Source organism: Acidiphilium acidophilum, assembly GCF_033842475.1.
Taxonomy (GTDB): Bacteria; Pseudomonadota; Alphaproteobacteria; order Acetobacterales; family Acetobacteraceae; genus Acidiphilium; species Acidiphilium acidophilum.
Map to the genome: position 1 here is coordinate 959051 of NZ_JAWXYB010000018.1, position 21752 is coordinate 980802.

The window sequence follows — 21752 nt, forward strand, 5'->3', positions numbered from 1 at the left end:
GGAAAAAGGCTTCTTTTTTGAAAAAAAGAAGCAAAAAACTTTTATTTGTCGGGGCACGGGCGTTGGCGCGGCTGGTGCCCAATGGAGCGAAAGTTTTTTGGTTCTTTTTTTCAAAAAAGAACGCCTCTCCTCATGATCATCGGCATCGGCTCCGACCTCTGCGACATCCGCCGCATCGAGGAGACCCTCGCCAAGTTCGGCGACCGGTTCGTGTTGCGGATTTTCACCGAGGTCGAGCGCGTCCGGTCCGAGCGGCGGGTGCACCAGCGGGCGTCGAGCTATGCCAAGCGGTTCGCGGCGAAGGAAGCCTGTGCGAAGGCGTTGGGCACCGGGTTCCGGCGCGGGGTGTTCTTTTCGGATCTCGGCGTGGTCAATCTGCCCTCGGGCCAGCCGACCATGGCGTTGACCGGCGGGGCTGCGGTGCAGTTGGCGCGCTTGATTCCGCCGGGAAAGACGCCGTTTATCCATGTATCGCTGACCGATGAGTATCCGTACGCCTATGCGCATGTGATCATCGAGGCGCGGGAAGGTAACTAGGTCGATGAGCAGTTTCGAGACGGTGCCGGCGGTTTGCCGGCATTTCGGCATTTGCGGCGGCTGTACCGAGCAGGATGTGCCGGCGGCGATCTATCAGGCGGAGAAACGGCAGACGCTGGTGGATGCGCTGGCGCAGGCCGGGTTCGGCGATGCGGCGATCGCACCGATGGTGATGGTGCCGATGGGGACGCGGCGGCGGGTCGATTTCGCGGCGATGCGGGTGGCAGGCGCGGTGCGGCTGGGGTTTCATGCCGCGCGGTCGCGCGAGGTTGTGGATATCGTCGAATGTCCGCTGGCCATGCCTTCGATTGCGGCGCTGATCGGGCCGTTGCGGGTATTGCTCGGGCGGCTCGGCGGGTTCCGGAAGTCGGGCAGCGTGCTGATCAACGTGCTGGATCACGGGCTCGATGTGTCGGTGGTGCTCGATGGCGAGGCGAGTGCGGCGGATCGGTCCTGGCTGGTGGCGTTCGCGCGGGAGCAGGGGCTGGTGCGGATCAGTCTGGGCGATGAGCCGGTGCTGGTGGCCGGCGCGGTGACGCTCGATGTCGGCGGGCTGGTGGTGACACCGCCGCCGGGGGCGTTTCTGCAGCCGACCGTGGCGGGTGAGGCCGCGATCCGGGCGGCGGTGATGGCGGGGTTGCCGGGAAAGCTGACCCGTAAATCGCGCATCGTGGAGTTATATGCCGGGGTGGGGACGCTGACCGGGGCGTTGCTGGCGCAGGCGCGGGTTCAGGCATTCGAGGGCAGCAAGGCCGCCTGCGCGGCGCTGGAGGCGGCGGCGCGGCTCGCGGGCGTGACCGGGCGGGTGGTGGTGGAAAACCGCGATCTGGCGCGCCGGCCGGTGACGGCGAAAGAACTGGCGGGCGCGGCGGCGGTGGTGCTCGATCCGCCATTCGACGGGGCGGGGCCGCAGATGCGCGCGATCATCGAATCGAATGTGTCGCGGGTGATTTACGTGAGCTGCAATGCCGAGGCGCTGGCGCGCGAGGCGAAATGGCTGCGCCAAGGCGGGTTCGGCGTGGTGGCGGCCACACCGGTCGACCAGTTTCCGGCCTCGCGGCATCTGGAGAGCGTGGTGGTGTTCGCCCGTCAGGCCTAGGGCGGGAGGCTGGGTTGCAACGGCTTGCGGGATCGGGATGGGGATGCTAGGCGGGTGGCATGACCGAAACGGCGATCCGTTCCGAGATTGCTTCGACCCTCGCAGGGTTGCTTCGGCGCGCGCCGCTTTCGCTTCGACTTATCGACCCCTGGGCGTGACGCCCGGCTGACCGCCGGAACGCACAGGGGATTGGATTGTCGGCACAACACATCTGATTTGTTGCAGAAGCGAGAGTTTTCATGACCATCAATCATCCTAATTTCGGCGCGATCGCTGATGACCGCGTCATCATGTTCGACACCACCTTGCGCGATGGCGAGCAATCCCCCGGCTTCTCGATGAATATCGACGAAAAGCTGCGGATGGCCGAGGCGCTGATGGAACTCGGGGTCGATGTGATCGAGGCCGGGTTTCCGATTGCGAGCGCCGGCGATTTCGAGAGTGTCAACCGGATCGCGCAGAGCATTCGCGGCCCGGTGATCGCGGGGCTGGCGCGGTCGGGGCGCGAGGATATCCTGCGTGCGGCGGAGGCAGTGAAACCCGCCGAGCGCAAGCGCATCCACACCTTCATATCAACCTCCGCCCTGCACATGAAATACAAGCTGCGGATGGAGCCGGAGGCGGTGCTCGAAGCGGTCGGCCGGTCGGTCGCGCTGGCGCGCGAGTTTACCGACGATGTCGAATGGTCGGCGGAGGACGGCAGCCGGACCGATCCCGATTTCCTGTGCCGCTGCGTCGAGGCGGCGATCCGGGCGGGGGCGAGCACGATCAATATTCCCGATACCGTCGGCTATGCGGTGCCCGAGGATATCGCGCGGATTTTCACGATGCTGCGCGAGCGGGTGCCGGGGGCGGACGGGGTGATTTTCTCGACCCATAATCACAACGATCTCGGCCTCGCGGTGGCGAACACGATTGCCGCGGTGAAGGCCGGGGTGCGGCAGATCGAATGCACGATCAACGGCATCGGTGAGCGGGCGGGCAATGCCGCGCTTGAGGAAGTGGTGATGGCGATCCGCACCCGGCACGATGCGGTGCCGTTCAACAACGGGATCGACACCACGCGGATTTTGCGGACCTCGAAGCTGTTGGCCGCGATCACCGGGTTCGACGTGCAGCCGAACAAGGCGATCGTCGGGCGCAATGCGTTTGCCCATGAGAGCGGGATTCATCAGGACGGGGTGCTGAAGAACGCCGCGACCTATGAAATCATGACCCCGGAATCGGTGGGCTGGCAGAAGACCAGCCTGGTGCTGGGCAAGCATTCCGGGCGTGCGGCGTTTCGCGACAAGCTGCGTGCCCTGGGCTATGGCGAGGTCGGCGACAATGCGCTGAACGATGCGTTCCGCCGGTTCAAGGATCTGGCCGACCGCAAGAAGCTGGTTTACGACGAGGATATCACCGCGCTGTTCGATGAGACCGTGGTGCGCGACCGGAGCCGGATCAAATTCGTGTCCCTTGAAGTGTGGTCGGGTTCCAAGGCGCAGCCGCGCGCGGTGCTGGAACTCGACGTGGATGGGGTGATCCATCAGCACGAGGCGCATGGCGACGGGCCGGTGGATGCGACGTTCAATGCGATCCGCGCGATTGCGCCGCATGAGGCGGAGTTGCGGCTGTTCACCGTGGGCGCCGTGACCGAGGGGACCGATGCGCAGGCCCGTTGCGGCGTGCGGCTCGAAGAGGACGGCAAGCTCGTCGATGGGCAGGGGGCCGATACCGACACCATCGTGGCGGCGGCGCGGGCCTATATTCACGCGCTGAACAAGCTGATGGTCAAGCGGGAGCGGACCGAGCCGGCGGCGCTTTCGGCCTGAGGCAGAGATTGTCGAAAATGGTGATGGCGGCGGGGGATGTCTCCCGCTGCCAGCACGCGGTGGCGAACGCGGCGCGAAGCTGCGGGACGAGGGTGCGGCTTGCGGCGTCCACCCGGATATTCGCGATGATCACGCGCCGGTAGGGGGCGGCGCGGTTGGGGGTCGTCGCTGCGCGGCGGGCGACCAGTATGGTCATGTTCGCGGGGGCTGCGGCGATGAACGGGCCGGGGATGCCGACACCGTCATTGCCGAAGGGGATCAGCACCAGCGTATCCGGGCGCAGGAACGCGGCGGCGGCGGCTTCGGTGCGCGCGGCGGGCTGCATGGTGCCGGGTGCGATGGCGAGGCCGATGATCGCGGCGGTCTGGATCGCGAGAAGCGGGACCAGAAGCCGGGGATGGCGGCGCAGTCCGGTGGCGAGAGCGAGGCCGAGATAGGGCAGGCCGAGCCAGAGGTAACGCACTTCGATCGGCATATTATCGAACAGGGCGCCGAGGGCGAGCAGGCCGACCGGTGGGGCCGCGATGCCGGCGAGGATCAGGGCGCGGTGGCGCGGCGCGAGCGCGGTGAGGCGACTGCGGGCGATGACGATGGCGAGGATGATCAGGAAGGCGGCGAGCAGGGCTTCGAGCGGGCGCGCGGCGGCGTGCGAAACCTCGCGCGGAAGAGCGCCGAGCAGCGCGCCACCCTGATCGCGCGCGAGATCGGCCATTGCTGTTGGCGGCGGTGAGAATCCGCGCATAAACGGCGCGGGAAGATATATCGGCTGATTTCGAAGGCGGCTTGATCCTGATGGAGCGGTGGTGATGTGCTGCCCTTCTGCTTTGATGGTTCCGCCGTGCTCGCGGCCGTCAAGGACGCTGCGCGCCGCGCAAGAGCGCGGTGGCCTCCGGCCATCCTTGACCGCCACTGCGCGCGACGGTGTTTTGGTATGCAGGTCGGGACGACAGGATGGCCGCTTTAGTCGAACCACAGGATGGTTGCTGAAGAGAAGCGCGGAGGCGGTGTACAATCGGCCTGGGGGGTCGTCACACCAAGGCGCGGAGGCGGTTGATCAGAAGACCTGAGGTGGTCCGCCGATTGGGGCGATATCCTCGAAATGATCAGCTTGGTGTTGCTCGCGCATCATGCGCTGAATCTGGCAATTATAACGGACCCAGATTTTTTCTTTCAGATCGTCGAGTAGCTCGAAGATCGCAAGGGCCTGATCTGGCGTCCAGTGGATCGGGATTTCGAGGATAATTGGTTGCAAGTGCGCCGGATTCTTTGCACGGCCCTTTCGGGATTTTGTCATGATTTTGCATTGCGGGCGCGGCGCTGGCCGGCGCGCTGATCCGCCCGTTCGCGCGCTTCCTTGAGGCGGTAGGACTCGCCGTCGAGCGCGATGATTTCGGCGTTATGGATCAGGCGATCAACCAGGGACACGACGCAGGCCGCGTTGGGGAAGACCTCGCGCCACTCAGCGAACGGTCGATTGGTGGTGACGATGGTACTCTTGTTCTGATACCGCCGTGAGATCAGCTCGAACATGAGATCGGCATGACGGTTGGAGTAGGCCAGGTAGCCGACCTCATCGATGACCAAGAGTTGAGGGCGGGCGTAGTGGCGGAGCCGACGGCGCAGAGCGGAATCACTATCGAGTGCGGCGAGGTCGCCGAGCATCTGGCCGGCGCTGGTGAACAGCACGGTATGCCCCGCGATCAACGTTTGGTGTGCAATATTCTGGGCCAACGTCGACTTGCCGATGCCATTTGGGCCGACGAAGACGATGTTGGAGGCGTCGGTGAGGAAGTCGAGCGCCATGAGGGCATCGATGGCGGCGCGATCGCATCGCTTTGGCCAGGACCAGTCGAAGTCGCAAAGCGGCTTGAAGCGGCCGATGTGGGCGGTCTTCAGCCGGCGCTCCAGGCTGCGGCAGGATCGCTCTTGTTCCTCCCAGGCAAGCAGCGGGGGTAACCAGGTTTGGGTTGCAACCTCGGGCCAATGTGCGATCAGGCCATGCAGGTGCAGTGCCTCGGCGCGGGCCCGCAGGGCTTCAGGTTCAGTTGTTGTCATCGGAACAATCCTTGATCTGGTCGTATGTTTCGAGGGCATGCGGTTTGACCGGTCGATCGCGGGCCTGAACATGGGCGGGCAGTCCGGCAGCGACCGGCGGCGCAGCGCCCCGTTCCTCGCGCCGCCGATCGAGAGCGAGGCGGACGGCATTGGGATGAGGAACGTTGCGAGTCAGCGCTTCGCAAATACTGGCTTGCAGTTCACCCGCCCCATAGCGATCGAGCAACCGCAGCAAGGTGGCGGTGATGGCGCCGAGATTTTCGCCGCGCTCGGCGGCGCGCATCAACAAGGTCTGACTGGCAGGTGCCGCCCGCACCAGACGATCGGTCGCGCGATGCTTGCGGGCCGAGCGTTTCTGATCGACCAGAGCCTGAACATGGGCCGGCTCCTCGATCTGCGCACCCTTGTCGTAACAGCGCGGATGGAGGGCAATCACTGCGCTACCATCGACGATTCGTACCTCTTGCGGATCGGCGAGGATGGTCAACCCGCGCCGGACATGATCGTGGGGAACCGAGTAATCGTTCAGGTCGAAGCGGACATAGGGCGTCTTGCCGACCCTGACCGCCACCTGCTCGAGCAGAGGTGCCGGGTTGTCGGGTAACGCGAGCAACCGCTTGGCTTCCTCGGCGAAGACCTCGCGGACGCTGCGCAGTGATTCCTCGGGGCAGCGGCGGTCGGCAGCCGGGCCGTTGCACCAAGCATCGGCTTGGGTATTGAGATCGGCAAGATCGGTGAAGCGGCGCGCGGCGAAAAAACTATCGCGGACGTAGCGGATCGCCCGCTCGACCCGCCCCTTCTCGTTGCCGCGGGCGATCGCCACGGGGCGCGGCTCATAGCGGTAATGCCCGGCAAAACCCAGCAAGGTGGGATGGAAGCGGATGGCATCACCGCGCCGTTCCAGAACCGCACTTTTAAGGTTGTCGTAGAGCAAAACACGAGGAACCCCGCCCCAGGCAGAAAAGGCCCCAACGTGGCCGCGCAGAAAGTTCTCCATCCGCGCGTCCGGATAGAAACGCAGGAATATCTGGCGCGAATAACTCAGCACCATGACGAAGGCCATCAGCGGTCGCCGCGCGCGCCCGATCTCGAGGTGGCCAAAATGGCCCCAATCCACCTGCGCTTGTTCGCCGGGCAGCGTCCGCAGGCGCAAATAGGCCTCGACTTTTGCCCGGGGTCGGTGGCAGGCGATGATGTGGCGGAAATGGTCAGGACTGCCGCGATAACCGCGCTCGCAGACCATCGCATAAAGCCTGCTCGCGGTCAGGCTGGGAAACGTCTCCAGGGTCTGGTGAATGAACGGCAGATAGGGATCGATCCGCGACGCGCGGGCCGGCGAACCAATCCTGGGAAGACCAGCTTGCCCCAGAACTCGGCGCACCACGCTATGATGAATATGCAATTGTTGGGCGATCGTGCCGATGGTCCATCTCTCGGCATGATAGTAGCGGAGGATCTGTGCCTCGATGTCAGCCGGTATCACCATGTCCAGATCTCCCGCGGGATGGCATCACATCTCGCACGGGACCGCGGCGGCGCAGGAAACCTTGGCGGACCAGCCCAGAGCATCGCTGCCCGCACCAGTGGCAGTGCGCAACGGATCGCTGGACGCAGACTGCCTGAGGCGTTGCGCCGCTCGCACTCGCTGGCGAGTTCGACGCCAGCAGATCACCAGATCGAGCTGGCAGTGAACCCTGATGCGTCACGTTTTTGCATCGAGCCCGATATCGGCGTGCCCGGGCTGCATGAGTAAATCGCCCACGTCGGCTGGTTTGGTAACGTTGAGCGGCGGCGCGTTGCGCCAAACAACGCGCCAGGAGGGCGCATTCTCCCGCACAATAAATCTGGCCGCGATCACAAGACCGACACACCACCACCTGCACGCGGCAGGCTGCACATAAAAACATCCGGGCCGATATCGGGGCCGTACCGTCACAGTCACAATTCCCCTGTAGACGCTGATTATGATTGCGGAAATACTGGCCTTGCATGCGTGCTCCGGCACCGTGCGGGGCACGGCGTCGAGCAGAACCGCCAAGTCGAGATCGGCGCCGTGCTTGCCCCTCAATAGCGGCAAACCTACCCCAGCACCTGACAGCGCGTCACCTCACCCACCGCGCCGTCCACACAACCACGAAATCCCTCGGGAGCCATCGAAACCAGTGCAGGAAGCGCAACCCGACTACCGGGTGCCGCACAAGGCAATTATTGCCGCTCCAAGCGCCCCGCGCCGTTTATGCGCGGATTCTCACCGCCGCCAACAATTGCGGGGAGTAGGGCGAACGGATGGAACTGGCTGGGGCGGGTGCCTTGCTGAGCGAGGAAGAACCACGCCCCGGCGGGGATGAACAGCGCCGCGCCGAAGGCGGAGGCGATCCACAGGGCGGGGCGGGCGCGATTGACCGCCAGCATCCAGAGCAGCCCCGCGATCGTGGTGAAGCTGGCGAGGTAGTTGGAGAAGCACGCGGCGCCCAGCGCGATGCCGCCGAGAAGGGCGGGGAGCGGGCGGGCGCGGCGATCGGCTTCGATCAGGGCGAGCATGCCGATGAGGCTGAGGAGTTGGGCGAGGGCGAAGTCGCGCGCGACGATGCCGGTATAGGCGAAGCCGTAGCACAGCAGGGTGATCAGCGCGGTGGCGAGCGGCGGCGCGCCGATGGTGCGGGCGAGGCGGATCAGCACCCCGAGGGCAGCCAGGGTGACGACGACCGAGAGCAGGCGCAGGTGGAACAGGCCGATGCCGAGGCCATCGCGCCAGAGCGCGAGCAGCCAGAAATAGAGTGGTGGATGGACATCGCCGGTACGCAGGGCGTGGGCGATTGCACCGAACGAGGCGTGGCCGTGGTAGAACGCGCGCAGGGCGGCGACGGTTTCGGGGTGATGCGGCCAGTCCGGCCTTGGATGTCCGGCGATCAGGAAAACGCTGTAGAACTCATCGTATTCGCCGCCGCGCATCCAGGCGATGGCGATGAGGACAAGGGCGGCAAGGATCAGGAACGGCGCTGGAGCCGCACGGCGCATGGCAGGTCACTCGGATTGCAGGCCAGCTAGTCAACCATAGGTTGTTGGGTGGTGCAATCAGAGGCGGTCACGCAGGCGGTACCAGCTGGTGGCGAGAACGAGGCTCGGCATGCGCAGGAGCGGCCCGCCGGGGAAGCGGGCATGGGGGATCTGTGCGAAAATGTCGAAGCGTTCGGCCTGCCCGGCGACGGCTTCGGCGAGGAGCTTGCCGGCGAGGCCGGTCAGCGCGACGCCGTGGCCGGAAAATCCCTGAGCGAACAGGATGTTGCGACCGATCCGGCCGAAATGGGGCAGGCGGTTGCGGGTGATCGCGACATTGCCGCCCCAGACGTAATCGACCCCGATATCGGCGAGTTGGGGAAAGGCGCGGATCGCGCGGGCGCGCATCGAGGCGGCGAGGTTGGGCGGCGGCAGGGTGGAGTAGGAGACCCGGCCGCCGAACAGCATGCGGTCATCGGCGCTGCGGCGGAAATAATCGAGCACGAAATTGAGGTCGGCGACCGCTTCGTTGCCGGGGATCAGGTCGGGGATGTCGGCGCGCGGTTCGGTCGCGATGATATAGGTGCCGACCGGCATGACATAGCCCGCGATCGGGCGCGAGAGCGTGCCGAGATAGGCGTTGCCGCAGAGCAGCAGCGTGTCGGCGGTGACGGTGCCGCTGGCGGTGGCGAGGCGAATTTTGGGTCCATTGGTGATCGAGGTGACTTTGGTATCGGTGAAGATATCCGCCCCGGCGGCCATGGCGGCGTGGCCGAGGCCGAGCGTGTAGTTGAGCGGGTGGATGTGTCCGGCGATCGGGTCGTGCAGCCCGGCGAGGTAGCGCGGGCTGCGCAGGCGCGATTGCAGGGCGGACCCTTCCAGGAGGGTGAAGCCGGGGGCGCCGAGTTCATCGAGTTCCTCGGCCCAGGCCTGAAGGTCGCGGACCTGACGGGGCTTGACCGCGACATGGAGGTAGCCGCGCCGCGGGTCGCAATCGATCGCGAAGCGGGCGATCCTTGCGTGGAGCAGATCGACCGCCTCGACCGACATGTCCCACAGCGATTTCGCGGCTTGCGGCCCGATCAGGCGGCGGATCTTGGTCTGGTCGGCGGCGAAGCCGGGCAGGACCTGACCGCCGTTGCGACCCGACGCGCCGAAGCCGATCTGATGGGCTTCGAGCACGGCGACGCGGTAGCCGCGCTCGGCGAGATGCAGGGCCGCCGAGCAGCCGGTCATGCCGGCGCCGATGATCGCGACGTCGCAGACATGATCGCGATCGAGCGGCGCGGTGGCCGCCGGCAGGTTTGCCGTGGCCTCGTAGTAATTCGCGAGCGGCATGGGCGTCAGACGTTCAGCAGCAGGTGCTCGCGCTCCCAGGAACTGATCACGCGGAGATAGGTTTCGTATTCGAGCCGTTTGACCGCCACGAACACCTGCACGAGTTTTTCACCGAGAATGTCGTTGAGCGGGCGGGATTGTTCCATCATTTCAAGCGCGTGCGAAAGCTCGCGCGGCAGGCTGTAGGGCTGGGAATAGGCCGAACCCTTGAACGGCGGCGTGGCGTTGAGGCCTTCGGACATGCCGAGATAGCCGCAGGCGAGCGAGGCGGCGAAGGCGAGGTAGGGGTTGGCATCCGCCCCCGGAACGCGGTTTTCGACCCGCATGGATGCCGGTTCGCCGAACGGGACGCGCAGGCCGCAGGTGCGGTTGTCGTGGCCCCATTGCAGGTTGATCGGGGCGTTGGAAAAACGGGTGAGGCGGCGGTAGGAATTCACGTTGGGCGCGAAGATCGGCATGATCGCGGGGATGTATTTCTGCAGCCCGCCGATGAAGGACAGGAACAGGGCGCTGGGCCGGCCATCACGGTCGGCGAACAGGTTCTCGCCGGTTTCGGCATCGACCACGCTCTGGTGGACATGCATGGCGCTGCCGGGTTCCTGGCCCATCGGCTTGGCCATGAAGGTGGCATATATGTCGTGGCGGAGTGCCACCTCGCGGACGGTGCGCTTGAACAAAAAGACCTGATCGGCGCGGTTGAGCGGGTCCCCGTGGAGGAAGTTGATTTCGACCTGCGCCGCCCCTTCCTCGTGGATCAGCGTGTCGAGGTCGAGTTCCTGGATTTCGCAGAAATCGTACATTTCCTCGAAGAGCGGGTCGAATTCGTTGACCGCGTCGATCGAATAGGCCTGCCGCCCGGTTTCCTGCCGCCCGGAGCGGCCGATCGGCGGGACCAGCGGGTAGTCGGGGTCGGTGTTGCGGCCGACGAGGTAGAATTCGAGTTCCGGGGCGAGGACCGGTTTCCAGCCGCGCTGTTCGTAGAGGGCGAGGACCTGACGGAGCACCTGGCGCGGCGCGATCGGCACCGGGCGGCCATTGGCGTACTGGCAGTCATGGATGATCTGGGCGGTCGGCTCATGCGCCCAGGGGACCAGACGCACGGTCGAGGGGTCGGGGATCAGCTTGATATCGATGATCGCGGGGTCGCTCAGCACGTCTTCGGGATCGTCGGGGTATTCGCCGGTGACCGACTGGATGAAGATGCTCTCGGGCAGGCGGGGCGCGCCGCCCTGCTGGAATTTCTGGGCCGGCATGATCTTGCCGCGCGGAATGCCGGTAATGTCGGGAACCAGACACTCCACCTCGGTGATGCGGTGTTCGTTGAACCATTCGGTCAGGTCGATCATGAAAGCCTCGGCGGTGAGCGGCGCGCCCGGAATGGGCGCGCCGTCGGAGCGGTCAGTGTTGGCGCACGGCGGTCCAGATCGCGTTGAAGGTCTGGAGTTTGGTGCCGGCGAGCGGCGGCAGGAAGTGGAGATATTTCATCTGCGCGCTGGTCGGTTTGATCAGCGGGGTTTTGAGTTCCTTGCTGAGCATCGGCCCGGCGGCGGCATTGGGGCTGCCGTAGAGATTGAAGTTGGACAACTCGGCCCCGGCTTTGGCCGAGAGGATGAAATTGATGAAATCGTAGCCGAGTTTCGGGTCCGGCGCGTGCTTGGGGATCGCCATGGTATCGACCCAGATCTCGGTGCCCTGTTTCGGCAGGAGATAGCCCGAGTTGAGGCAGGATTTGTCATCGTAGCATTCGGCGACATCGCCATTGAAGGTCATGCCGATCGCGATGGTGCCTTTCTTGATCTGGCCCATGGCGGGGTCGCCATCGACGAAGCCGGTGAAGTTTTTGCGCTTCTCGGTCTTTTCGATGAGTTTCGCCGCCTTGATCCACTGGCTCTTCTTGTTGCAGGTGAAGCCGTAGCCGAGATAGGCGCAGGCGGCACCCATCGTGTCACGCCCGGAGCCGCCCATCAGGGCGAAGGGGTAATCCGGGTTGAGCTTGGGGTCGAACAGGACGGCCCAGCTTTCCGGCAGACTGGCGATTTTGGTCTTGAGGTAGCCGATGCCGGTGGTGCCCCATTGGTAGGGCATCGAATAATCGTCATGCGGGTCGTAGGTCGGGTTTTTGAACTGGGCCGCGAGATTGCGGAAATTCGGGATCTCGGCCTTGTTCAGCTTGGCGATCAGGCCTTCGTGGATCAGCTGGGGCACGTAGTAGCTGGAGGGGACGACGACATCGAACTGGGAATCGCCGCCGGCCTTGAGTTTGGCGGCGAGGGCGGAATTGGAATCGTAATAGGTCTGCACCACTTTGCAGCCGCAATGGGCTTCGTATTTCTTGATCAGGCCCTTGCCGATATAATCCTGCCAATTGAACAGATAGAGGGTTTTTCCGGCAGCCTGGGCCGGGGGGGCCATCGCCATGAGGCCGCCGAGGGCGGCGGCGATCATCGAGGCCGCGAGGGTGAGTTTACGTGTGGATCGGGGTGGAATTTTCATGTCAGCCTCCTGTTGTTCGGTCTGGTCAGTCGCCGGTGCGTGGCATGGGGCGCCGTTCTTTTTGACGGTTGAACGCGTACTGCAATAAGCCGATGCCGATGACACTGGCAATCATCAGCGTGGCCAGGGCGTTGATGTCGGGCGAGATGCCTTTGCGGGCGATCGCGCTGTAGATGTAGATCGGCAGGGTCGTGCTGCCCGGCCCGGCGGTGAAATAGCTGATCGTGAAATCGTCGATCGAAAGGGTGAAGGCGAGCAGGAACCCACCGATGATCGCCGGGCGGATCACCGGGATGGTCAGATGCAGGAAGGATTGCCGGCCATCGGCGTAGAGATCGTGCGAGGCCTCGAACAGGTTGGGGTCGAGGCCGGACATCCGGGCAAACACCACGAGAGCGACGTAGGGCGCCTGGAAGGTGACATGGGCGATGCCCATGGTCAGCAGCCCCGCCGCGAACAGGCCGGTCGCCTTGTGCATCAGGTTGAAAAAGATCAGTTCGGAAATGCCGAACACCAGCGAGGGCATGATGATCGGGGTATAGATGATCAGGCTCGGCAGGGCGGCGGCGAAGCCGGAGCGGGCGCGGGAGCGGAACCGGCTGAGGCCGAAGCCCATCAATGTGCCGAGGATGGTGCCGAGGATCGAGGAGCCGAAGGCGAGGGTGAGCGAGCGGCGGAACGCGGCGAGGACATCCGGTGCGTGGAGCAGGTCGGCATACCAGTGCCAGCCCGGCTGGGTGGCGCCGGGGGCAGGGGCGAAGGAGAAGATCGCGATAAGGGTGAGCGGGGCGTAGAGCAGCACATAGACCGGCAGGCTGGTCAGCAGCAGGGCGCGGCGGACCGGGCGGGCGAGATAGGCGCTCAAATCATGCTCCCTTCGGAACTGCCGAGCCGCCGGCTCATCACCCGGAACACGATCAGCCCGCCGCAGGTGAAGATCAGCATGAAGATGGTCAGCGCCGCGCCATAGGGCCAGTTGGGGGTCTGGAGGAACTGCGAGGCGATCAGCGCGCCGATCATCATGGATTTGCCGCCGCCGAGCAGGGTGGGCACCACGTAGTCGCCGAAGGCGGGGATCGCGACGAGAATGATGCCGGAGAGCAGGCCGGGGATGGTCTGCGGGAAGACCGCACTCCAGAACAGCCGTGCCCCCGAGGCGTAGAGGTCGCGCCCGGCCTCGACCAGCGACCAGTCGAGTTTTTCGGCGGCGGCGTAGAGCGGCACGACCATGTAGGGGAGGTAGTTGTAGGTCAGGCCGATCTGCATCGCGAGTATCCCCGGCATCAGGCCGAGATGGGCGGGGATGAAGCCGACGGCCTGGGCAAGATGCGACAGGGCCGAATCCGGGCCGAGCAGTTCCATCCACGCATAGGTGCGGACCACCTGATTGGTCCAGGACGGCAGGATCACGAACAGCAGCAGTAGCGGGCGGAGCGCGGGCGGCTGGGCGACGATGAAGAACACCACCGGATAGGCGAGCAGGATGGTCAGCCCCGCCGCCGAGATCGCCTGGACCAGCGAGCGGAGGATGACCTCGATATTACCGGGGCTCCAGCCAAGAATTGAATAGCCCGCGACCTCGCGGAACGGCTCAAGGGTGAGCGGCAGATGGGGGTTGCCGTAATTGCCGATCGAGAAAAAGCCGATGCCGAGCAGGATCAGGCTGGGCAGGATCAGGAACAGGATGATCCAGAACAGGCCCGGCCCGGCGGTGATCCAGAGCCGCCACGCCCGGGCGGCGCGCTCGGTGCGCTCGGCGCTGCCTTTCGCGGCGGGGTGTTCGGCTATCGCGGACATGGGCCGGGCTTCATGGATCGATCAGCATGATGTTGTCGGGCTTGAGTTCGAGGACGATTTTCTCGCCGGGGCGCCAGCTGCGCTCGGCGGCCTGATTGTTGGTATCGAGCGCAAGAATGACCGCGCCGCCGCGCAGTTCGACATTGTACTGGGTCGAGGCCCCCATGTAGATCGCCTCGCGGATGGTGCCGGGGAACAGGTTGGGCCGGTCGGACGGCGCGGCGGCTTCGGGATGCAGCCAGATTTTTTCGGGGCGGATCATCGCGGTCGTGGCGCTGCCGAGCGGGGCGGTGACGGTGATCGGGCCGATCGGGGTTTCGGCGATGTTGCCGGGGCGGGCGGTGAAGGTCCAGATATTCGACAGGCCGAGAAATTCGGCGACGAAGACCGAGCGCGGCTGTTCATAGACATCGAGCACCGGGCCGACCTGAAGCATGCGCCCGCGTTCCATCACCGCGATCCGGTCGCTCATCACCAGGGCCTCGTGCTGATCGTGGGTGACGAAAATGAAGGTCATGCCGAGGCGTTTCTGCATCCGCATCAATTCGACCTGGAGTTCGGCGCGCAGTTTGGCATCGAGGGCGGAGAGCGGTTCGTCGAGCAGGACGACCTCGGGTTCGTTGACCAGGGCGCGGGCGAGGGCGACGCGCTGGCGCTGGCCGCCGGAGAGCTGGGCCGGGTTGCGGGTGGCGAACGCATCGATCTGGAGCAGCCCCATGATCTGCTCGGTGCGGGCGCGGCGCTCGGCTTTGGCCACACCGCGCATCCGCAGGCCGAAGCCGATATTGTCGGCGACGTTGAGGTGCGAGAACAGCGCGTAGGACTGGAACACCGTGTTCACCGCCCGCTTATGGGCCGGGACCGTCTGCATTTCGCGGCCCGAGATCAGGATGCACCCGGAATCGGGGGTCTCGAAGCCGGCGATCATGCGCAGCAGGGTGGTTTTGCCGCAGCCGGACGGGCCGAGCAGGGTGAAGAATTCGCCGGGCCGGATGTCGAGATCGATCCGGTCGACCGCGACGATGCCACCGCCGAACACCCGGCTGACGCCCTGCAGGGCGATGGCACCGCGAATTCCGCCCGATGGTGCCGGTGCGGCGACCGGTGCCGGGGTCAGCACGGCGGGCTGGCTCATGCGCGCGGGTTCAGCCGGATGCTGCCGGCGGGCGGGTGCGGGTTCGCTGGTGCGCGCATTCGATCTCCCCGGCGGTCAGCCCGATCGGCTGGCGGCGCTGCGTTTCATGCTGGCTTTACTCCCGTCGCCGCCAGCATCGCCAAAGTTTTTTCGGTCGTCAAGAATAATCAACGAGGCTGCAATGACCGTTTTGTGATCCTCGGGAATGAGCCGGAATTGGTGATGTCGGCGCGAAATTATGTTGCGCGCGCCGATCGGGATGGGTAGAAGCTGTTGATTATTCTAAACGGCATCCTGCGCATGAGGGCAATCGACATGTTGATCGGCGTTCCGAAGGAAATCAAGAATCACGAATATCGGGTCGGGCTGACCCCGGCATCGGTGCGCGAATTATCCGCCCACGGGCATAAAATAATGATCGAGACCGGGGCCGGTGCCGGGATCGGGATGGATGACGCGGCCTATCAGCGCGCCGGGGCTGAGATCATGGCGGATGCCGCCGGTCTGTTCGCCGCCGCCGAGATGATCGTGAAGGTCAAGGAACCGCAGCCCGCCGAGTGCCGCATGCTGCGCCCGGGGCAGATATTGTTCACCTATCTGCACCTCGCGCCCGATCCCGAACAGGCGAAACTGCTGATGGATTCGGGCTGCATCGCGATCGCGTACGAAACCGTGACCGATGAGCGGGGCCGCCTGCCGCTGCTGGCCCCGATGAGCGAGGTTGCGGGCCGCATGGCGGTGCAGGTCGGGGCGGTGTCGCTCCAGAAGGCCAATGGCGGGTTCGGGGTTCTGCTTGCCGGCGTGCCCGGCGTGCCGCCGGGGCGGGTCGCGGTGCTCGGCGGCGGCGTGGTCGGCACCAATGCGGCGCGGATCGCGCTCGGCATGGGGGCGGATGTCACCATCCTCGACAAATCGATCGGGCGGCTGGCGCAGCTCGATGATCTGTACGGCCCGCATCTGAAAACCGCCTTCGCCACCACCGAGGCGATCGAGGAGGCGGTGTTTCATGCCGACCTGATCATCGGCGCGGTGCTGGTGCCCGGCGCCTCCGCGCCCAAGCTGGTGACCCGCGCGATGCTGGGGCAGATGCGCCGGGGGGCGGTGCTGGTCGATGTCGCGATCGATCAGGGCGGGTGTTTCGAAACCAGCCGGCCGACCACCCATGACGATCCGACCTATATCGTCGAGGGGGTGGTGCATTACTGCGTCGCCAACATGCCCGGCGCGGTGCCGCGCACCTCGACCTTCGCGCTCGCGCAGGCGACGCTGCCTTATGCGCTCAAACTCGCCGATCACGGCTGGAAGGCGGCGCTGCGGGCGGACCCGCATCTGCTCGCGGGGCTCAACGTCGCGGAGGGCAGGATCATGCATCCGGCGGTGGCGGCCGCCCTTGGCGAGACATTGCATGATCCGGGCCGGATGCTGGCGGCCTGACGCGCGGATGGATTACGAAACCCACCATGAGGCGGAGCCCGGCGTCGGCGGACGGCTGAAACGGATGCGCCAGGTGTTCGGCCTGACCCAGCGCGAACTCGCGCGCCGGGCCGGGGTGACCAACGGGGCGATTTCGCTGATCGAACAGGGGCGGGTCAGCCCCTCGATTTCCTCGCTCAAGAAAATCCTCGACGGGATTCCAATGTCGCTCGCGGAGTTTTTCACGATCGATCTCGCCGCTCCCGAAGATGTGTTTTTCAGTGCGGGCGATCTCACCGAGATCGCGTTCGAAGACCGGATTTCGTTTCGCATGGTCGGGCGGCGGCTCAAGGACCGGGCGTTGCAGATGCTCCACGAATCCTACCGCCCGGGGGCCGATACCGGCGAGGCGATGCTGCGCCACGATGGCGAGGAGGCCGGGATCGTGGTGCGCGGGCGGATCGTGGTGACGGTGGGCGATCAGGAACGCGCGCTCGGGGCCGGGGATGCGTATTATTTCCGCAGCCGGATCCCCCACCGGTTCCGCAATCCGTTCGATGAGATCTGCGAGGTGATCAGTGCCAACACGCCGCCCAGTTTCTGAGCCTGCTGGATCGGGCGTTCGGATTTTTGTTGAACCGGCTTCGGGTTCTGGTTACAATCCGTGATGATGATGACAATCGGCAACATTTCGGGCGCGGGAGCAGAGCGGCGCGGCGTGCCGACCGGGCTCGACGCCCATGCCGAATTGCTGCGGCTCTGCGCCCGGATCGGCTACAGCCCGCATCGCTCCTGATCGTTTCAGCCGCGCGGCGGGTCGCCGCGATCCTGCTCTAACATCGGAGTTATCATTCAATGCTCGATCATATCGTTTCACCGATTCCCACGCCGGATTACGACTGGCAGGCGGCGGATGCCGCGCATCATCTGCATCCGTTTTCGGACCATAAATCGCTGCATCAGGGACGGGTGCGGATCATCACCGGCGGGGAGGGGGTTTACCTCACCGACGATGCCGGACACCGGATTCTCGACGGCATGGCCGGGTTGTGGTGCGTCGCGGTGGGATACGGACGCCAGGAGCTGGTTGATGCCGCGACGCGGCAGATGCAGACGCTGCCGTTCTACAACACGTTTTTCAAAACCGCGACACGCCCGGTGATCGCCCTCGCCGACCGGTTGACCGCGATGGCGCCCGGCGATCTCAATCACGCCTTTTTTGCCTCCTCGGGGTCGGAGGCGGTCGATACCGCGCTGCGGATGGCCCGGACCTACTGGATCACCAGGGGCAAGCCGGGCAAGCGGATCATTCTCGGCCGGGAATACGGGTATCATGGCTCGACCACGCTGGGTGCGGCGGCGGGCGGCATGGTGGACATGCATCGCCAGGGGGCGGTGCTGCCGGATTTCGCCCATGTCATGCCGCCCTACTGGTACGGTTATGGCGGGCAGATGAGCCCGGAGGAATTCGGCCTGTATGCGGCGAAGCAGATCGAGGACAAGATCCGCGAGATCGGGGCGAAGAGCATTGCCGCCTTCATCGGCGAGCCGATCCAGGGTGCCGGCGGGGTAATCATTCCGCCCGAGACCTACTGGCCGGAGGTTCAGCGGATCTGCCGCGAGAACGACATTCTGCTGATCGCCGACGAGGTGATCACCGGTTTCGGGCGCACCGGGCGGATGTTCGGCAGCGAGACGTTCGGGATCGCGCCGGACATCATGACGCTCGCGAAGGCGATCACCTCGGGCTATATTCCGCTCTCGGCGGTGCTGGTGGGCGACCGGGTCGCCGATGTGCTGATCAATGAGACCGGCGAATTCTATCACGGGTTCACCTATTCGGGCCATCCGGTCGCCTGCGCGGTGGCGCTCGCCAATCTCGATATTTTGGAAAGCGAGGGGCTGGCAGCGCGGGCGGAGGCGAAGGGCGCGCGGTTGCGCGGAAAACTCGCCGAGGCGCTCGGGGACATGCCGATCGTGGGCGAAATTCGCGGGGTCGGGCTGATCGGGGCGATCGAACTGACCGCCGACCGGCGGACGCGGCGGTTTTTCGAAAGGCGTGGCCGGGTGGGCACGATCTGCCGGGATCATTGTTTCGCCAACGATCTGGTGATGCGCGCGGTGCGCGACACGATGGTGTTTTCCCCGCCGCTCACCATCACCGATGACGAGATGGACGAGATGGTGGCACGCGCGGCCCGGGCGATCGCGGCGACGCAGGCCGATGTTCGTTCCGAGATCATGTGAGCGGGGCGATGGACAGCGCATCCTCGCACGATGAGCGGCTGGCCCTGCTCGCCGGCAGCGAGTTGATCGAGGCGTTCATCATCGATGTCAACGGCGTGCCGCGCGGGAAATGGCTGCAGCGCGACAAGGCGGCGGCGCTGCTCGGCGCGGGGATTGCGATCCCGCGCTCGGCCTACCTGCTCGATATCTGGGGGCGGGATATTTTCGAGGGCGGGATTGCGTTCGACACCGGCGATCCGGACGGGGTCTGCGTCGCGGTGCCACATTCGGTGACCCGGATGCAATGGGCCGAGGGGCAGGCGGCGCAGGCGCTGCTGACCATGCGCGAGGACGATGGCTCGCTGTTCTACGCCGATCCGCGCGGGGTGCTCACCCGGGTGCTGGAGCGCTATGCGGCGAAGGGGCTGACCCCGGCGCTGGGAGTGGAACTGGAGTTTTATCTGGTCGATCCCAACCGGGCGGGCGGCCAGCGGATTGCGCCGCGCGGGGCGGATGAAAGCTTCTGGCGCGGCTGGCAGACCGATACGATGGGGTTGTGGGAAATCCATGAATACGAGCCGATTTTGCGCGATCTGCTCCGCGCCGCCTCGGCCCAGGATATCGCGCTCGATACCCTGATCAGCGAGAACGGGCCGGGCCAGTTCGAGGTGACGCTGCGCTACGGGCCGGATGCGCTGCGAATCGCCGACGATGCCGTGCTGTTCAAGCGCGCGGTCAAGCAGATTGCCCGCCAGCACGGCCTCTGCGCGACCTTCATGGCCAAGCCGTTCGGCAACTGGTCCGGCAGCGGGATGCATGTGCATATGTCGATGCTCGACCGGGCGGGGGCGAATGTGTTCAGCGGCGATGCGGTGCGGGCGAGCGACATGCTCTATCACGCGCTCGGCGGGCTGGTGGCGGCGATGCCGGACACCATGCTGGTGCTGGCCCCGCACGCCAATTCGTTCCGCCGCTTCGCACCCGGCACCCATGCGCCGGTGTTCGGCGACTGGGGCCACGACAACCGGCTTTCGGCGATCCGCGTGATCAACGCCGATCCGCGCGCGGCGCGGCTGGAACACCGGGTCGCGGGGGCCGATTGCAACCCGTATCTCGCCTTCGCCGCCATGCTGGGCGCGATGCTCGACGGGATCGAGACCGGGGCCGATCCGGGACCGGAAACGGTGGGCGACCGGACCGGTGCGGCGGCGCCGAAACTGCCGATCGCCTGGAGTGCCGCGACCGATGCGTTCGCGGCCTCGCCGCGGGCGGCGGCGATTTTCGGGGCGAAATTCCAGGGGATTTTTGCCGCCTGCAAACGCCAGGAGATCGCGGAGTTCCGCACCCGGGTCTCGGACGTGGAGTACGACGCCTATCTGAAGAACGCCTGACCGACCACCCCCACGCATCGGGGCAAAATAACATGATGCGGCGCCAGGAGAGTTCAAACCGTACAGGAGGCTGACAATGCGAACTGAGCTGCGTGCGAATTCATTATCGTTCATCGAATCGATCGTGATGGGAATTGCCGGCAGCGCGCCGGGCTATACCATTGCGGTGACCACGGCGGCGCTGATCGGCACGGCGGGATTTCTCTCGCCGGGGAGCCTGATCATTTTCGCGGTGCCGATGCTGGGCATCGCGGTGGCCTACAAGGCACTGACGAAGCGGATGGCCGATGCCGGGGCGGCGTATCAGTGGACCACCCAGGTGTTCGGGCGGTTTTTCGGCTTCTTTTCCGGCTGGGCGCTGCTGGTGGCCTCGATGGTGTTCATGGTGACCGGCAGCCTGCCGATTGCGACCTCGACGCTCAATTTCATCGCGCCCGCCCTGACCAAGAACGTGATTGCGACCACCGGCGTCGCAACGCTGTGGTTTCTGGCGATCGCGGTGGTGCTGATCGCCGGGATCAAGCTGACCAGCAAGATCCAGCTGTTCATGAGCACGATCGAACTGGTGATTCTCGCGGTGGTGGCGGGGGCGGCGTTCGTGCATATCGGGCTGCACGGGGCGGTCAATCCGTTTTCGTGGTCGTGGTTCGGGTTTCATTACACCGCCGGGGGCTTCGCCGGGGCGGCGCTGGTGGTAATTTTTTTCTACTGGGGATGGGATGTCACCGCCAACCTCGCCGAGGAAACCGCCGATGCCGAGACCAATGCCGGCAATGGCGGGTTCGGCAGCGTGTTCGTGACCATCGCCTATTATGTCGCGTTCACGCTGGCGGCGCTGATGCTGTTTTCGCTCAAGGATGCGGAGGGGTTCAGCGATAATATCATTTACCATATCGCGGTGGCCTCGGGCCTCGGGCGGACCGGGGGGTTGTTCGCCTCGGTGGCGGTGATCCTGTCCTCGATCGCGACGCTCGAGACCACGATGCTGCAATTTTCGCGCACCTTGTTCGCGATGGGGCGGGACGGCGGCCTGTCGCGCCGGTTCGGCGTGGTCGATGAGCGGACCGAAACGCCGGTGCGGGCGATGTATGTGCTGATCCTGGTCGGGCTGGTGGTGCTGTGGGTCTCGTCGCTGATGCCCTCGATCAATGCGATCATCACCGATTCGGTGAACGCGATCGCGATTCAGGTGGCCTATTACTACGGGCTGGCCGGGCTGGTGGCGGCGTGGGTGATGCGCGATGCGTATCGGGAGTCGGTGCTGCGCTGGGTCGGGCTGTGCCTGTTTCCCGGGGCGAGCGCGTTGTTCCTGTTCGCGATGGCGATTTATGCGATGACGACGTACAATATGGTGACCAATATCGTCGGGATCGGCGGATTGATCGCCGGCATCGTGTTCTTTCGCCCGACCCGTGCGGGCTTGCCGCGCGCGCCGGGACCGGCGGTGGCGGAATAGG

Annotated in this window: 21 protein-coding genes; 9 read left to right on the plus strand and 12 right to left on the minus strand. The window is 65.2% G+C overall.

All coding sequences use genetic code 11. From position 1 onward, the window contains the following. Positions 1 to 132 precede the first annotated feature (132 nt). The 3 genes from acpS (at position 133) to SIL87_RS07260 (ending at position 3450) form a co-directional block, all read left to right on the plus strand. The gene (gene acpS / locus SIL87_RS07250) at positions 133 to 537 is read left to right on the plus strand and encodes a holo-ACP synthase (protein WP_319613511.1); all 405 of its coding nucleotides are present in this window, start codon (positions 133 to 135) and stop codon (positions 535 to 537) included. A gap of 4 nt (positions 538 to 541) precedes the next feature. Beyond that, positions 542 to 1636 (plus strand): class I SAM-dependent RNA methyltransferase, encoded by a 1095-nt coding sequence (locus SIL87_RS07255; protein ID WP_319613512.1) that lies wholly within the window; start codon positions 542 to 544, stop codon positions 1634 to 1636. A gap of 239 nt (positions 1637 to 1875) precedes the next feature. Beyond that, complete coding sequence (locus SIL87_RS07260) at positions 1876 to 3450, plus strand: 2-isopropylmalate synthase (RefSeq protein WP_319613513.1); 1575 nt, start codon at positions 1876 to 1878, stop codon at positions 3448 to 3450. On the opposite strand, the gene SIL87_RS07265 is transcribed toward SIL87_RS07260, so the two are convergent. The 12 genes from SIL87_RS07265 to SIL87_RS07320 all read right to left on the minus strand — a co-directional run bounded on the left by SIL87_RS07265 (position 3410) and on the right by SIL87_RS07320 (position 15265). Beyond that, positions 3410 to 4162, minus strand: a complete 753-nt coding sequence (locus SIL87_RS07265) for a hypothetical protein (RefSeq protein ID WP_319613514.1) — start codon at positions 4160 to 4162, stop codon at positions 3410 to 3412. The genes SIL87_RS07260 and SIL87_RS07265 overlap by 41 nt on opposite strands. 342 nt (positions 4163 to 4504) lie before the next feature. Further along, entirely contained in the window at positions 4505 to 4744 is a 240-nt protein-coding gene (locus SIL87_RS07270; RefSeq protein WP_319612704.1) for a hypothetical protein, read from the minus strand. Next, on the minus strand, positions 4741 to 5505 hold the full coding sequence (gene istB / locus SIL87_RS07275; protein ID WP_319612703.1) for an IS21-like element helper ATPase IstB: 765 nt from the start codon (positions 5503 to 5505) through the stop codon (positions 4741 to 4743). Before istB ends, SIL87_RS07270 begins: the two co-directional genes overlap by 4 nt. Next, positions 5492 to 6991, minus strand: a complete 1500-nt coding sequence (gene istA / locus SIL87_RS07280; protein WP_319612702.1) for an IS21 family transposase — start codon at positions 6989 to 6991, stop codon at positions 5492 to 5494. Before istA ends, istB begins: the two co-directional genes overlap by 14 nt. Before the next feature lie 216 nt (positions 6992 to 7207). Then, on the minus strand, positions 7208 to 7543 hold the full coding sequence (locus SIL87_RS07285; RefSeq protein WP_319612377.1) for a hypothetical protein: 336 nt from the start codon (positions 7541 to 7543) through the stop codon (positions 7208 to 7210). A gap of 167 nt (positions 7544 to 7710) precedes the next feature. Continuing rightward, a complete protein-coding gene (locus SIL87_RS07290; RefSeq protein WP_319613515.1) occupies positions 7711 to 8523 on the minus strand; it encodes a glycosyltransferase family 39 protein in 813 nt (270 codons plus the stop codon). Between the two features lie 57 nt (positions 8524 to 8580). Beyond that, positions 8581 to 9840, minus strand: a complete 1260-nt coding sequence (locus SIL87_RS07295) for an NAD(P)/FAD-dependent oxidoreductase (protein ID WP_319613516.1) — start codon at positions 9838 to 9840, stop codon at positions 8581 to 8583. A 5-nt stretch (positions 9841 to 9845) separates the two neighbouring features. Further along, a complete protein-coding gene (locus SIL87_RS07300; protein ID WP_319613517.1) occupies positions 9846 to 11186 on the minus strand; it encodes a glutamine synthetase family protein in 1341 nt (446 codons plus the stop codon). A gap of 52 nt (positions 11187 to 11238) precedes the next feature. After that, a complete protein-coding gene (locus SIL87_RS07305) occupies positions 11239 to 12333 on the minus strand; it encodes an ABC transporter substrate-binding protein (protein ID WP_319613518.1) in 1095 nt (364 codons plus the stop codon). Positions 12334 to 12358: 25 nt separating this feature from the next. After that, positions 12359 to 13198 carry an ABC transporter permease gene (locus tag SIL87_RS07310; protein ID WP_319613519.1) on the minus strand — a complete coding sequence of 280 codons (840 nt, stop codon included), beginning with the start codon at positions 13196 to 13198 and terminating at the stop codon, positions 12359 to 12361. Beyond that, positions 13195 to 14130, minus strand: coding sequence for an ABC transporter permease (locus tag SIL87_RS07315; RefSeq protein WP_319613520.1), 936 nt, complete (start codon positions 14128 to 14130; stop codon positions 13195 to 13197). The genes SIL87_RS07310 and SIL87_RS07315 overlap by 4 nt, the downstream gene beginning before the upstream one ends. A gap of 10 nt (positions 14131 to 14140) precedes the next feature. After that, the gene (locus SIL87_RS07320; RefSeq protein ID WP_319613521.1) at positions 14141 to 15265 is read right to left on the minus strand and encodes an ABC transporter ATP-binding protein; all 1125 of its coding nucleotides are present in this window, start codon (positions 15263 to 15265) and stop codon (positions 14141 to 14143) included. 315 nt (positions 15266 to 15580) lie between these two features. Between SIL87_RS07320 and ald the strand changes: the two genes are divergently transcribed. The 6 genes from ald to SIL87_RS07350 all read left to right on the plus strand — a co-directional run bounded on the left by ald (position 15581) and on the right by SIL87_RS07350 (position 21751). Next, positions 15581 to 16699: an alanine dehydrogenase gene (gene ald / locus SIL87_RS07325; RefSeq protein ID WP_319613522.1), complete on the plus strand. Its 1119-nt coding sequence runs from the start codon at positions 15581 to 15583 to the stop codon at positions 16697 to 16699. A 7-nt stretch (positions 16700 to 16706) separates the two neighbouring features. Continuing rightward, positions 16707 to 17282, plus strand: a complete 576-nt coding sequence (locus SIL87_RS07330; RefSeq protein WP_319615927.1) for a cupin domain-containing protein — start codon at positions 16707 to 16709, stop codon at positions 17280 to 17282. Between the two features lie 60 nt (positions 17283 to 17342). Further along, complete coding sequence (locus tag SIL87_RS07335) at positions 17343 to 17474, plus strand: hypothetical protein (RefSeq protein WP_319613523.1); 132 nt, start codon at positions 17343 to 17345, stop codon at positions 17472 to 17474. A 59-nt stretch (positions 17475 to 17533) separates the two neighbouring features. After that, positions 17534 to 18925 carry an aspartate aminotransferase family protein gene (locus tag SIL87_RS07340; protein ID WP_319613524.1) on the plus strand — a complete coding sequence of 464 codons (1392 nt, stop codon included), beginning with the start codon at positions 17534 to 17536 and terminating at the stop codon, positions 18923 to 18925. A gap of 8 nt (positions 18926 to 18933) precedes the next feature. Continuing rightward, the gene (locus SIL87_RS07345) at positions 18934 to 20295 is read left to right on the plus strand and encodes a glutamine synthetase family protein (protein WP_319613525.1); all 1362 of its coding nucleotides are present in this window, start codon (positions 18934 to 18936) and stop codon (positions 20293 to 20295) included. A gap of 76 nt (positions 20296 to 20371) precedes the next feature. After that, entirely contained in the window at positions 20372 to 21751 is a 1380-nt protein-coding gene (locus SIL87_RS07350; RefSeq protein WP_319613526.1) for an APC family permease, read from the plus strand. Position 21752 lies beyond the last annotated feature (1 nt).

Excerpts from the sequence above, each read along its gene's own strand:
- acpS (WP_319613511.1), top strand. The coding sequence starts at position 133 with ATGATCATCGGCATCGGCTCCGACCTCTGCGACATCCGCCGCATCGAG.
- SIL87_RS07255 (WP_319613512.1), top strand. The coding sequence starts at position 542 with ATGAGCAGTTTCGAGACGGTGCCGGCGGTTTGCCGGCATTTCGGCATT.
- SIL87_RS07260 (WP_319613513.1), top strand. The coding sequence starts at position 1,876 with ATGACCATCAATCATCCTAATTTCGGCGCGATCGCTGATGACCGCGTC.
- SIL87_RS07265 (WP_319613514.1), bottom strand. The coding sequence starts at position 4,162 with ATGGCCGATCTCGCGCGCGATCAGGGTGGCGCGCTGCTCGGCGCTCTT.
- SIL87_RS07270 (WP_319612704.1), bottom strand. The coding sequence starts at position 4,744 with ATGACAAAATCCCGAAAGGGCCGTGCAAAGAATCCGGCGCACTTGCAA.
- istB (WP_319612703.1), bottom strand. The coding sequence starts at position 5,505 with ATGACAACAACTGAACCTGAAGCCCTGCGGGCCCGCGCCGAGGCACTG.
- istA (WP_319612702.1), bottom strand. The coding sequence starts at position 6,991 with ATGGTGATACCGGCTGACATCGAGGCACAGATCCTCCGCTACTATCAT.
- SIL87_RS07290 (WP_319613515.1), bottom strand. The coding sequence starts at position 8,523 with ATGCGCCGTGCGGCTCCAGCGCCGTTCCTGATCCTTGCCGCCCTTGTC.
- SIL87_RS07295 (WP_319613516.1), bottom strand. The coding sequence starts at position 9,840 with ATGCCGCTCGCGAATTACTACGAGGCCACGGCAAACCTGCCGGCGGCC.
- SIL87_RS07300 (WP_319613517.1), bottom strand. The coding sequence starts at position 11,186 with ATGATCGACCTGACCGAATGGTTCAACGAACACCGCATCACCGAGGTG.
- SIL87_RS07305 (WP_319613518.1), bottom strand. The coding sequence starts at position 12,333 with ATGAAAATTCCACCCCGATCCACACGTAAACTCACCCTCGCGGCCTCG.
- SIL87_RS07315 (WP_319613520.1), bottom strand. The coding sequence starts at position 14,130 with ATGTCCGCGATAGCCGAACACCCCGCCGCGAAAGGCAGCGCCGAGCGC.
- SIL87_RS07320 (WP_319613521.1), bottom strand. The coding sequence starts at position 15,265 with ATGAGCCAGCCCGCCGTGCTGACCCCGGCACCGGTCGCCGCACCGGCA.
- ald (WP_319613522.1), top strand. The coding sequence starts at position 15,581 with ATGTTGATCGGCGTTCCGAAGGAAATCAAGAATCACGAATATCGGGTC.
- SIL87_RS07330 (WP_319615927.1), top strand. The coding sequence starts at position 16,707 with ATGGATTACGAAACCCACCATGAGGCGGAGCCCGGCGTCGGCGGACGG.
- SIL87_RS07340 (WP_319613524.1), top strand. The coding sequence starts at position 17,534 with ATGCTCGATCATATCGTTTCACCGATTCCCACGCCGGATTACGACTGG.
- SIL87_RS07345 (WP_319613525.1), top strand. The coding sequence starts at position 18,934 with ATGGACAGCGCATCCTCGCACGATGAGCGGCTGGCCCTGCTCGCCGGC.
- SIL87_RS07350 (WP_319613526.1), top strand. The coding sequence starts at position 20,372 with ATGCGAACTGAGCTGCGTGCGAATTCATTATCGTTCATCGAATCGATC.